Annotated in this window: 12 protein-coding genes; 8 read left to right on the top strand and 4 right to left on the bottom strand. The window is 37.4% G+C overall.

The genetic code is table 11. The annotated features are described in order from the left end of the window. Nucleotides 1-62: 62 nt before the first annotated feature. The 8 genes from QM424_RS01700 to QM424_RS01665 all read left to right on the top strand — a co-directional run bounded on the left by QM424_RS01700 (nucleotide 63) and on the right by QM424_RS01665 (nucleotide 7,739). The gene (locus tag QM424_RS01700) at nucleotides 63-977 is read left to right on the top strand and encodes a DMT family transporter (protein WP_247933375.1); all 915 of its coding nucleotides are present in this window, start codon (nucleotides 63-65) and stop codon (nucleotides 975-977) included. A 3-nt stretch (nucleotides 978-980) separates the two neighbouring features. After that, a complete protein-coding gene (locus QM424_RS01695) occupies nucleotides 981-1,685 on the top strand; it encodes a methyltransferase domain-containing protein (protein ID WP_000451779.1) in 705 nt (234 codons plus the stop codon). Continuing rightward, nucleotides 1,663-2,385, top strand: coding sequence for a class I SAM-dependent methyltransferase (locus QM424_RS01690; protein ID WP_414392738.1), 723 nt, complete (start codon nucleotides 1,663-1,665; stop codon nucleotides 2,383-2,385). Before QM424_RS01695 ends, QM424_RS01690 begins: the two co-directional genes overlap by 23 nt. Nucleotides 2,386-2,690: 305 nt before the next feature. Next, nucleotides 2,691-3,527, top strand: coding sequence for a transcription antiterminator (locus tag QM424_RS01685; protein ID WP_368080715.1), 837 nt, complete (start codon nucleotides 2,691-2,693; stop codon nucleotides 3,525-3,527). A 35-nt stretch (nucleotides 3,528-3,562) separates the two neighbouring features. Then, on the top strand, nucleotides 3,563-3,880 hold the full coding sequence (locus QM424_RS01680; protein WP_414392737.1) for a PTS lactose/cellobiose transporter subunit IIA: 318 nt from the start codon (nucleotides 3,563-3,565) through the stop codon (nucleotides 3,878-3,880). Then, the gene (locus QM424_RS01675; RefSeq protein ID WP_033685011.1) at nucleotides 3,880-5,571 is read left to right on the top strand and encodes a lactose-specific PTS transporter subunit EIIC; all 1,692 of its coding nucleotides are present in this window, start codon (nucleotides 3,880-3,882) and stop codon (nucleotides 5,569-5,571) included. Before QM424_RS01680 ends, QM424_RS01675 begins: the two co-directional genes overlap by 1 nt. A 462-nt stretch (nucleotides 5,572-6,033) precedes the next feature. Further along, on the top strand, nucleotides 6,034-7,440 hold the full coding sequence (gene lacG / locus QM424_RS01670; protein ID WP_414392736.1) for a 6-phospho-beta-galactosidase: 1,407 nt from the start codon (nucleotides 6,034-6,036) through the stop codon (nucleotides 7,438-7,440). A gap of 41 nt (nucleotides 7,441-7,481) precedes the next feature. Then, on the top strand, nucleotides 7,482-7,739 hold the full coding sequence (locus QM424_RS01665) for a DUF3884 family protein (protein ID WP_414392735.1): 258 nt from the start codon (nucleotides 7,482-7,484) through the stop codon (nucleotides 7,737-7,739). A gap of 104 nt (nucleotides 7,740-7,843) precedes the next feature. Here QM424_RS01665 and QM424_RS01660 read toward each other — a convergent pair whose 3' ends face one another. From QM424_RS01660 to nrdH, 4 genes are all read right to left on the bottom strand, one after another. Next, a complete protein-coding gene (locus QM424_RS01660) occupies nucleotides 7,844-8,611 on the bottom strand; it encodes a DeoR/GlpR family DNA-binding transcription regulator (RefSeq protein WP_000917573.1) in 768 nt (255 codons plus the stop codon). A 142-nt stretch (nucleotides 8,612-8,753) separates the two neighbouring features. After that, entirely contained in the window at nucleotides 8,754-9,716 is a 963-nt protein-coding gene (gene nrdF, locus QM424_RS01655) for a class 1b ribonucleoside-diphosphate reductase subunit beta (protein ID WP_414392734.1), read from the bottom strand. Nucleotides 9,717-9,903: 187 nt separating this feature from the next. Then, the gene (gene nrdE, locus QM424_RS01650) at nucleotides 9,904-12,063 is read right to left on the bottom strand and encodes a class 1b ribonucleoside-diphosphate reductase subunit alpha (protein ID WP_414392733.1); all 2,160 of its coding nucleotides are present in this window, start codon (nucleotides 12,061-12,063) and stop codon (nucleotides 9,904-9,906) included. Nucleotides 12,064-12,143: 80 nt separating this feature from the next. Further along, the gene (gene nrdH, locus QM424_RS01645) at nucleotides 12,144-12,362 is read right to left on the bottom strand and encodes a glutaredoxin-like protein NrdH (protein ID WP_000259240.1); all 219 of its coding nucleotides are present in this window, start codon (nucleotides 12,360-12,362) and stop codon (nucleotides 12,144-12,146) included. Nucleotides 12,363-12,531 lie beyond the last annotated feature (169 nt).

The following is a 12,531-nucleotide window of genomic DNA, read 5'->3' as shown; positions in this document are numbered from 1 at the left end:
TTAAAAGAGTAGAATAAAAGACAAAAAATATCATCAATATCTTTTAAAAGAAGGGGAAATAAATGAAACGAGGTTCAAATTTTATTTTTTTGATTTCTATATTACTTACCACACTTTTTATGGGGTCGTCTTTTCCAACTGGGAAATATCTCATAGTAGTTGAAAAGACTCCTCCATTATTACTTGGGGGTGTTCGATTTATTATTGCTGGGTTAGTGATGTTAGTATTATCGTTTTTATTTGGCAAGGGAGGGACTATCATCCCTAAAAGTCAAGGTAGTAAGATAAAGGGGTTTATATTGGTTGTGACTATCGGGATTTTACAGACAGCTGGAACCATGGGATTTCTTAATCTTGCCCTAGCTCATGATGTATCATCATCGATGTCTTCCATTATCTTATTTACGAATCCTCTTTGGTTAGCTTTCTTAGCACATTTTTTGTTAAAAGATACATTGACTATTCAGAAGATAAGTGCATTAATATTAGGTGTGGCTGGAGTTGTTACTTGTATAGGACTAGATGTATCTGCGTTTAGTTTAGGTGCTTTGTTTGCTTTACTTGGTTCATTTTGTTGGTCGGTCAATACAGTTGTCACCAAGAAAATTCCTTTTGATAACGGTCCATGGATATTTACAGCTTGGCAATTGTTATTAGGTGGGGTATTCCTTTACATATTCTCAATACCTGTGCATGAAAGTTATAACTTTCTAAATTTAGGATTTTGGGGCTGGGTTTGGTTTATATGGTTAATTATTCCTGCGTCTGTTGGTTCGTTTGGACTGTGGTTTTATAGTCTAGGACAAAGGGGAGCAACAGTAGCTAGCAGTTTCTTGTTTTTAGTTCCAGTATTTTCAACTATCTTTTCTATTATGGGCTTACATGAGCCGTTTACATTGAATTTAGTTCTTGGTGGTTCGATGGTTGTGTTAGCATTGGTATTAGTAAACTGGAAAGTCAAGGGAGAAGAGGAGTAGTTTATGGAAGTTGGAAATGATATTGTTATTCAAAATGGAACACAATGGAGTTTTGGTAATGGTGTAGCTCAACATTTTGATGAGCATGTTAGACAATCCATTCCTTTATATGATGAAGGACATGACCTTGTTTGTCATCTAAGCGATTTTTTTATTCGTGACCATTCCTTATGTTATGAGCTAGGCTCTGCAACGGGTAATTTGATTGGTAAATTATACCAGCGTCACAAGTCTAAAAAAGAAGTTCGTTTTATCGGGATAGAAGAGATTCCAGAAATGAATCAGGTGGCACAATCAAAATTTCCTGAGCTTGAATTTATAACAAGCTCCGTGGAGGAAGCCAGGTTAGAACCCAGCGATTTAATTATTAGCTATTATTTCCTTCAGTTTATTCTCCCAGACAAGAGAATAAAGATTTTATCAAAAATACATGAATCGTTAGTTGAAGGTGGAGCGTTTATTCTATTTGAGAAAGAAATCATGACAGATCCGAAGGTAAATAAGTTGATAGTTTCCAATTATATTAAATTCAAGCAAGAACATGGATTTAGTCCAGAAGAAATTCTATCTAAGCAATTGAGCTTGGAGGGAGTTATGATTAACCACACTCATGCTGAAAATAAAGAAATGTTAAAGAGTGCTGGATTTCATCATGTAGAAACGATAATGAGATATGGAGAGTTCAATGGATACATTTGTTTTAAATGAAGATAATCACAAGAAATGGGAAGAATTACACGCCCAATCATCAAATACAGAGACACGCTTAGTTCCTAATGATGCAGTTCAAAAGATTTTTTCTTTGAGAAATCAAATCGTTACTCAAAACGATGAGTGCAGGGTATTAGAAGTTGGTTGTGGTTTTGGAAGGAATCTTTACTATTTAATTGAAAATCATTATGCGGATACTTATTGTGGTGTAGATTTAACAAAAGAGGCCGCTGATAGTGCAAAACGATTATTGACTAAGTCATTTCCACAATTAAATTGTCATATAACACAGACAGATGTAGGTAAAGGTTTAGATTTTCCTGACAACCATTTCGATTCTATATTTGATATAATGTCTGCGATTACATTTATAGTGGATGAAAAAGATAGACAGAACTATTTTTCAGAGGTGAAAAGGATGTTGAAAACAGGAGGAATGTATTATTTTTATTGTCCACGGAAAGATGGAATTTTCCGAGATGCAATTCCTGATAATTCTTTACTAGAAAAAGGTTATATACGTAGAAAACTAGATTCAATGTTAGAAAGAGTTTATACAGAAAGTGAGTTAATTGAATTATTGGCTCCTATGCGTCTTGTAAAATTAGAAATCGGTTCAAAACATACTAGAGCTTTTGGTGATGAGTTGTTTATTAGGAATAATGGATTTTGGTTTGGAGCTTTCAAAAAAATATAGAGTTATTAGTACACTTGTTTTTGAACTGAGATGAAATTTTCTGCGCTATAAACACTTGTTTTCTAATTTTGTTTACTGTTTTATTTTTTTGATAAAATATGCTCAAATAAAGTAAAAAAAGTTTCATGTAAAGGTTTACAAAATAACTTACTTGTGCTATACTTAAATCACAAGTTAATACAAGGTGAGTGTTACTAAGTAATATTAGGCATGATCACAGGTGAATTAGAAATCGGCTGATTTCCTAGTTCATTTGTGGTCATTTTTTGTACTCATATACCTTTAAGATATAAAAGGAGGTTGACATGTATCGAATTCTAAATCCAATGAATCACAATGTCTCGCTTGTCAGAAATGATAAAGGAGAAGAAGTGATTGTGATTGGTAAGGGGATTACATTTGGAAAGAAGAAGGGGGATTTGATTGCTGAACATCAGGTTGAGAAAATCTTTCGGATGAAGACCGAAGAGTCAAGAGAAAACTTTATGGCTCTCCTCAAAGATGTTCCGCTTGATTTTATCACAGTGACTTATGAAATCATTGATAAGCTATCAAAGAAATATCATTATCCGATTCAAGAGTATCTCTACGTAACCTTGACAGATCATATTTACTGTTCTTACCAAGCTCTAGCACAAGGAAGGTACAAGGATAGTAATCTGCCAGATATTTCCACTAAGTATCCTGTCGCTTTTCAAATCGCAAATGAAGCATTTGAAATTTACAGCCAGAAGCTAGCAGATCATTTTCCTGAGGACGAAATTATTCGGATTGCTTATCATTTCATTAATGCTGAAGGTGAAAATGAAGTGGAACTTGTGGAGTCGATTGATAAGAGGAAAGAAATTCTCAGGAATGTTGAAGAAGTTTTAACAGACTATGCAATTCAACGAACTAAAGAGAATAATCATTTCTATGATCGTTTTATGATTCATTTGAATTATTTCTTGGATTATTTAGACAGATCTAGAGATGATAACCAATCACTTCTGGATATGGAAGATCATATTAAACAATCCTATCCAAAAGCGTTCGAGATTGGTTCCAAGATTTATGATGTGATTACGCAACATACGGGTATTGATTTGTATAAAAGTGAACGTGTTTATCTAGTTCTACATATCCAACGTTTATTGTCATAAAAATTTATTTAAAACTATATAAGGAGAATTCTATCATGAATAGAGAAGAAGTAACATTGTTAGGTTTTGAAATCGTAGCCTATGCTGGCGATGCTCGTTCGAAACTATTGGAAGCCTTGAAGGCTGCTGAAGCTGGTGATTTTGTAAAAGCAGATACTCTTGTAGAGGAAGCTGGTTCTTGCATTGCAGAGGCTCACCACGCGCAAACAAGTCTATTGACTAAGGAAGCTTCAGGTGAGGACTTAGCCTATAGTGTGACCATGATGCATGGCCAAGACCACTTGATGACAACTGTCTTGTTAAAAGATTTGATGCACCACTTAATCGAACTTTATAAGAGAGGAGTTAAATAATGAACAAACTAATTGCATTTATCGAGAAAGGAAAACCTTTCTTTGAGAAATTATCTCGTAATATCTATCTTCGTGCTATTCGTGATGGTTTCATTGCAGGTATGCCTGTTATTCTCTTCTCAAGTATTTTTATCTTAATTGCCTTTGTACCAAACTCATGGGGCTTTAAATGGTCTGATGAAGTTGTAGCCTTTCTGATGAAACCTTATAGCTATTCTATGGGTATTCTGGCTCTCTTGGTAGCTGGTACGACTGCTAAATCATTGACCGACTCAGTAAACCGTAGCATGGAGAAAACCAATCAAATCAACTATATGTCAACATTGTTGGCAGCAATTGTTGGTTTGTTGATGTTGGCAGCTGACCCTATCGAAAATGGTTTAGCTACTGGATTCTTGGGGACAAAAGGTTTGCTTTCAGCCTTCCTTGCTGCCTTTGTTACCGTAGCAATCTATAAGGTTTGTGTTAAGAACAACGTCACTATTCGTATGCCTGACGAAGTTCCACCAAATATCTCACAAGTCTTTAAAGATGTGATTCCATTCACTCTCTCAGTTGTTTCACTTTATGCTCTTGATTTACTAGCTCGTCATTTTGTTGGTGCAAGCGTAGCAGAATCAATCGGTAAATTCTTTGCACCATTATTCTCTGCTGCTGATGGTTATCTAGGTATTACGATTATCTTTGGTGCATTTGCCTTCTTCTGGTTTGTTGGTATCCATGGTCCATCTATTGTTGAACCTGCTATCGCAGCAATTACCTATGCCAATGCCGAAGTCAACTTGAATCTTCTCCAACAAGGTATGCACGCTGACAAGATTCTTACTTCTGGTACACAAATGTTTATCGTTACCATGGGTGGTACTGGTGCGACACTGGTTGTTCCATTCATGTTCATGTGGTTAACAAAATCAAAACGTAACCGTGCAATCGGACGTGCTTCAGTAGTTCCTACCTTCTTCGGTGTAAATGAACCAATTTTGTTTGGTGCACCACTTGTATTGAACCCAATCTTCTTCATTCCATTTATCTTTGCTCCAATCGCAAACGTTTGGATCTTCAAATTCTTTATTGAAACTCTTGGAATGAACTCATTTACTGCTAATCTACCATGGACAACTCCAGCTCCACTAGGTCTAGTTCTTGGTACGAACTTCCAAGTTCTATCATTCATTCTTGCTGCTCTTTTAATCGTGGTTGACGTAGTCATTTACTATCCATTCCTTAAAGTCTATGATGAACAAATTCTCGAAGAAGAACGTTCAGGTAAATCTAATGATGAATTGAAAGAAAAAGTTGCTGCAAACTTCAACACTGCAAAAGCAGATGCTATTCTTGAGAAAGCGGGTGTAGAAGCAGCACAAAATAAAATCACTGAAGAAACAAATGTCCTCGTACTCTGTGCTGGTGGGGGTACAAGTGGTCTCCTTGCAAATGCTTTGAACAAGGCAGCTGCAGAATACAATGTTCCTGTGAAAGCAGCAGCAGGTGGCTATGGTGCCCACCGTGAAATGTTGCCAGAGTTTGATTTGGTTATCCTTGCCCCTCAAGTTGCTTCAAACTTTGAAGATATGAAAGCAGAAACAGATAAACTCGGTATTAAACTTGCCAAGACAGAAGGCGCTCAATACATCAAATTAACCCGTGATGGAAAAGGTGCTCTTGCATTCGTACAAGCTCAATTCGATTAACGATAGGGACTGTGAAACAGTCTCCTCTCGTTACGGAAATCGCTATGGCGAATTTCCTAATCGCCTTGTTAATTCGTCGGTAAAAAGACATCGTTTTTACCTCCTCATGTCACAATTCGATTAATAATAGGGACTGTGAAACAGTCTCCTCTCGTTACGGAAATCGCTATGGCGAATTTCCTAATCGCCTTGTTAATTCGTCGGTAAAAAGATATCGTTTTTACCTCCTCATGTCACAATTCGATTAACGATAGGGACTCTGAAATAGTCTCCTCTCGTTACGGAAATCGCTATGGCGAATTTCCTAATCGCCTTATTAATTCGTCGGTAAAAAGATATCGTTTTTACCTCCTCATGTCACAATTTGGTGACTCGGTACAAGAAGTGAGATGGAGAAGGATGGCTCACTGACTCCTCTCCTCTCACTTTTACTTTATTTAAATCAAGAAATAGGTGAAAAAAATGACAAAAACATTACCAAAAGACTTTATTTTTGGTGGCGCAACAGCTGCCTATCAAGCAGAAGGTGCTACGCATACTGATGGAAAAGGACCAGTTGCGTGGGATAAATATCTTGAAGATAACTATTGGTACACTGCCGAACCAGCCAGTGATTTTTACAATCGATATCCAGTTGACCTCAAGCTAGCAGAAGAGTATGGTGTCAATGGTATTCGAATTTCTATTGCTTGGTCACGTATTTTCCCAACAGGCTACGGTCAAGTAAATGCTAAAGGTGTCGAGTTTTATCATAATTTATTTGCAGAGTGTCACAAACGTCACGTTGAGCCCTTTGTAACTCTTCATCACTTTGACACTCCAGAAGCTCTTCACTCAAATGGAGACTTCTTAAACCGTGAAAATATCGAACACTTTGTAGATTACGCTGCCTTCTGTTTTGAAGAATTTCCAGAAGTAAACTATTGGACAACCTTTAATGAAATTGGGCCAATCGGTGATGGTCAATACTTGGTTGGGAAATTCCCTCCAGGTATTCAGTACGACCTTGCCAAAGTTTTCCAATCGCACCACAATATGATGGTTTCTCATGCGCATGCAGTCAAGCTATATAAAGATAAAGGTTATAAAGGTGAAATTGGTGTTGTTCATGCCCTGCCTACTAAATATCCTCTAGATCCTGAAAATCAAGCAGATGTTCGCGCTACTGAGTTGGAAGATATTATTCACAATAAATTTATCTTGGATGCAACTTATCTAGGTCGCTATTCAGATGAAACAATGGAAGGTGTCAACCATATCTTATCAGTCAATGGTGGTAGCTTGGATCTTCGTGAAGAAGATTTCACAGCATTAGAAGCTGCGAAAGACTTGAACGACTTCCTTGGAATCAATTACTATATGAGTGACTGGATGGAAGCCTTTGATGGAGAAACTGAAATTATCCATAATGGTAAGGGTGAGAAAGGAAGCTCTAAATACCAAATCAAAGGTGTTGGTCGTCGTGTAGCTCCTGATTATGTACCACGTACGGATTGGGATTGGATTATCTACCCTCAAGGTTTGTATGACCAAATCATGCGAGTGAAGAAAGATTATCCGAACTATAAGAAAATCTACATCACCGAAAATGGACTTGGTTATAAAGATGAGTTCGTTGATAACACTGTTTACGATGATGGTCGTATTGATTACGTGAAGCAACACTTAGAGGTCTTGTCTGATGCGATTGCAGATGGAGCTAATGTAAAAGGTTACTTCATTTGGTCATTAATGGATGTCTTCTCATGGTCAAACGGTTATGAGAAACGTTACGGTCTCTTCTATGTAGACTTTGAAACTCAAGAACGTTATCCTAAGAAATCAGCTCACTGGTACAAGAAAGTAGCAGAAAGTCAGATTATAGACTAGTAGAATTAGTAATTAGATATAGAATTCTAGTGAGGCAAAAGATGTTCAAAGATTTTATCCAATCTATTTATGAAAAAGTTTATATTATCAATTTTGATAAATGTTCTCAAATACCGTGTTTGACGAATGAAGAATTGAAAAGTCTTGGGAAATGGTATGTCTCTACCGGTAAAGAATGGATTTGCCATTCAGACTATGAGCTGGAAGAATTTAAAAATATCTTTTTAAATTTTATCAGTCCTGAAGAATGGGATAATATCTCCTTTGATTCAGATTTTATGCCGTTTCAACAATCATAAAGAATCTAGGAAACTCTTTGTAAAAATCTTCATCAAAAAATGCGTCATATCAAGATTCTTATTTTTTTGATATGACGCATTTTATATTTTTTCAATCCTCAGTTCTATGGTTTAGAAAGAATAATTTTTGTTTGTTTTGAAAGTTGTTCAAACGTTTCTTTGCTCAGTTTAGAATCTGAAACGATGGTATCAATATCAGAGATATTGTAGAAGGTATAAAAATCAAATTTATTGAACTTACTATTGTCAGCTAGTAAGTATTTTTTATTGGAATTATTGAGGGCGATGCGTTGAGATTCACCTTCCTCTTCACTAAAGGTCGCAATCGCATTGTCCTTAATACCATTACAGCTAACGAAAGCTTTAGAAAATTGGAGATTAGCTAAGTTTTGCAAGGTTAGTGTTCCGACAAAGGCTCCAGTGATAGAGCGATAGTTTCCACCAATTAAAATCAAATCTGTTAGTTTTCGTTCGTTTAGTATGAGAAAAACTGGTAAACTGTTTGTTACAACACGAATATTATCGATTGGAAGTTCACGGGCAAAAGATTCCAAGGTTGTACCTGGGCCGATAAAAATAGTTTCACCTTCATCGATTAGATGACCTGCAAAACGGCTGATTTCTTGTTTTTCTGCAATCTGTAAGCTTTGTTTTTCAATATTGGAACGTTCATTATTTAAAATGGAGCCTGTACGAATTTTTTCAGCTCCTCCATGCACACGAACAAGCAAATCCTTGTCAGCTAACTCTTGTAAGTAGCGTCTAGCAGTCATATCTGACACATCCAAGCGAGTCATGATTTCTTTTACAGTAATAGTTCCCTTTGTATTTACCGTTTCCAGAATATTATCTAGTTTTTCCTGCTTTAGCATCGTTATCACCTCTATTTCTATTACTATTTTATCATAAAGTATCCAATCAATCAATTTAAAAAACAAAAGAAAACAAAAACAAAAATATCATGGTTGTTTTAAACAAACCATGATATTTGTTATCAGTTCTGGGATAATTAAATTAGTCCAAACCGTAGTTGTAGTCATCGTCTTGCATAGCTTCAACTTCACCAAGAAGGTAACCATTTCCGACTTGAGAGAAGAAGTCGTGGTTAGATGTTCCTGTTGAAATACCGTTCATAACGATTGGGTTGACATCATCTGCTGAGTCTGGGAAGAGTGGATCTTGTCCCAAGTTCATGAGTGCCTTGTTGGCATTGTAGCGAAGGAAGGTTTTAACTTCTTCCGTCCAACCAACACCGTCATAGAGGCTTTCTGTATAGCCCTCTTCGTTCTCGTAGAGAGTGTAGAGTAGGTCGTACATCCATTCTTTGAGCTTTTCTTGCTCTTCTTCAGGCAATTCATTGAAACCAAGTTGGAATTTGTAACCGATGTAGGTTCCGTGAACAGATTCATCACGAATGATTAATTTGATGATTTCAGCGACGTTGGCTAGTTTGTTGTTACCAAGATAGTAGAGGGGAGTGAAGAAACCAGAGTAGAAAAGGAAGGTTTCGAGGAAGACACTGGCAACTTTCTTTTCAAGTGGGCTACCGTTGAGGTAGATTTCATTGACGATTTCAGCCTTCTTTTGTAGATAGGGATTGGTATTGGTCCATTCGAAAATTTCTTCAATCTCAGCCTTGGTATTCAAGGTAGAAAAGATTGATGAGTAAGATTTTGCGTGGACAGATTCCATAAATTGGATGTTATTGAAAACAGCTTCTTCATGTGGTGTACGAATGTCTGCACGAAGGGCCTGAACCCCTGTTTCAGATTGCATAGTGTCGAGAAGGGTTAAACCACCAAAGACTTTTCCAACCAAGTCTTTTTCTACAGTTGATAGCTTTCTCCAGTCATCCAAGTCATTTGACAAGGGGATACGCGTATCAAGCCAGAATTGCTCCGTCAGTTTTTCCCAAGTTGATTTGTCGATGACATCTTCGATGGCATTCCAGTTAATGGCTTTGTAGTAAGTTTCCATTTGAAATCTCTTTCTGTGTTTAGTATTGCGAACTCACAATATCTCTATTTTATCATAATTCTAGAGGAGTATCGCACAAAAAGTCGGAAGCCCGACTTTTTTGTTATTTCATAGTATAGATGCTTATTCCGGTTTAGCACGGTGAATGAATACTTATCTGAGAAAATGTAGTTTCCTCAAGCAAAGATTAAATCACACAGCTTTCACATTGGTTGGCACCGACTTCTCCACCATCATCTGTAAAGGTACGGACGTAGTAGATAGACTTGATACCCTTGTTAAAGGCATAGTTACGAAGGATAGACAAGTCACGTGTCGTTTGTTTGTTTTCTTTCTTCCATTCGTAAAGACCTTTTGGAATGTCACTACGCATGAAGAGTGTGAGTGAAAGCCCTTGGTCCACATGCTCAGTTGCAGCGGCGTAAACATCGATGACTTTACGCATATCCATGTCATAAGCAGAAGTGTAGTAAGGAATGGTTTCTGTCGACAAGCCAGCAGCAGGATAGTAGATTTTACCAATTTTCTTTTCTTGTCGTTCTTCGATACGTTGCGTAATCGGGTGGATAGAAGCAGAAACATCGTTGATATAGCTGATAGAACCATTTGGTGCTACAGCAAGGCGGTTTTGGTGGTAAAGACCATCTGCTTGAACCTTGTGGCGAAGTTCAGCCCAGTCAGCAGCACTTGGGATAAAGACATCTTTGAAGAGTTCTTTAACACGATCTGATTTTGGAACAAATTCGCCAGTTACATACTTGTCGAAGTAGCTTCCGTTAGCATAGTCTGATTTTTCAAAGTTATGGAAGGTAATACCACGTTCACGTGCGATATTGTTTGACTCAACCAAGGTCCAGTAGTTCATAAGCATAAAGTAGATGCTTGTAAACTCAACAGACTCAGGCGATCCATACTCAATCAGTTGTTGGGCAAGGTAGCTGTGAAGTCCCATGGCACCAAGTCCAAAGGTGTGAGCTTGGCTATTTCCATGGTCAATCGTAGGCACAGCTACGATGTGTGAACTATCTGTAACGAAAGTAAGGGCACGAACCATAGCACGGATAGAACGACCAAAGTCAGGTGAAGTCATCATGTTGACCACGTTGGTTGAACCAAGGTTACATGAAACGTCTGTTCCCATTTGAAGGAATTCTTGAGCATCGTTGATCAAGCTTGGTTCTTGGACTTGAAGAATCTCAGAACACAAGTTACTCATAATGATTTTACCATCAACAGGATTTGCACGGTTAGCCGTATCAATGTTGACGACATAAGGGTAACCAGACTCTTGTTGCAATTTAGAGATTTCCGTTTCCAAATCACGCGCTTTGATTTTTGTCTTGCGGATATTTGGATTTGCGACCAATTCATCGTATTTTTCAGTGATGTCGATATAGTTGAATGGCACACCATATTCAAGTTCTACAGAATATGGGCTGAAGAGGTACATTTCTTCATTTTTACGAGCCAATTCGTAGAATTTATCGGGTACCACGACACCAAGTGAAAGGGTCTTGACACGAACTTTTTCATCGGCGTTTTCTTTCTTAGTGGAAAGGAAGGCGATGATATCTGGGTGAAAGACGTTGAGGTAGACAACACCGGCACCTTGACGTTGACCTAATTGGTTTGAGTAAGAGAAGCTATCTTCAAAAAGCTTCATAACTGGTACGACACCAGAAGCTGCTCCTTCATAGCCCTTGATAGGAGCACCAGCTTCACGAAGGTTGCTGAGGGAAATTCCCACACCACCACCGATACGTGAAAGTTGAAGGGCAGAGTTGATAGAACGTCCAATAGAGTTCATGTCATCAGTTACTTGAATCAAGAAACAAGATACCAATTCACCACGACGAGCACGTCCAGCATTCAAGAAGGAAGGAGTAGCAGGTTGGTAGCGTTGGTGGATGATTTCATTGGCAATATCGATTGCAACAGCTTCATTCCCATCAGCGAAATAAAGGGCGTTAAAGAAGACACGGTCTTCCATACTTTCAAGATAATATTCACCGTCGTTTGTCTTCAAGGCATATTGATTGTAAAATTTATAAGCTGCCATAAAAGACTTGAATTGGAAGTTTTGTTCTTTGATAAATTGATGCAATTCTTCCAAAAATTCTGGACGGTATTTCTTGATAAAGGCTGTTTCGATGTAGTTGTGTTCAATGAGGTAGTTGATTTTATCTTTAATTGAATCAAAAACCATAGTGTTTGGAACGACATTTTCTTTAAAGAAAGCATCCAAGGCTTCCTTATCTTTATGAAGCATGATTTGTCCATTGACAGGACGGTTGATTTCGTTATTGAGACGGAAGTAAGTCACGTCCTCAAGATGTTTTAATCCCATAAAATTTCCCTTATCTAATTACAAAAGAAAGGCTTCTAAGTTAGCCCTAGAAGCAGTTTCTTCTGGATGATGTACTAAGATTATGCTAATTGTTTCAGTTTTCCTGGTTGGAAACCTGAAAAGACTTCAGTTGGTGTTTGGATAACAGGAGCCGCGCTGAAACCGAGCTCTTTAACTTGATCGATGTACTCAGGTTGCTCATCAAGATTGATTTCGCGATAAGCGACATTATTACTGTCCAAGAAACGTTTGGTCATTTTACATTGGACACAGTTATTTTTAGAATAAACGGTTACCATTGTGTAACTCCTCTTTCAAAATAGATTACTTTCTTAGTATATCAGAAAATAAATTTTTGTCAATGATTTGAAACTAAATATAGTGGTCAATTTTTCTACTCAAGGCAACAAAACACAATATGTAGTGTTTGTTTTGTGAAATAGTGATGATTATCCTACAAGTAGTTTT

The sequence above is a fragment of the Streptococcus mitis genome (assembly GCF_047464945.1).
Lineage (GTDB): Bacteria > Bacillota > Bacilli > Lactobacillales > Streptococcaceae > Streptococcus > Streptococcus mitis_EA.
Note: the sequence above shows the minus strand (reverse complement) of the source record. Positions and strands in the feature narration are given on the sequence as shown.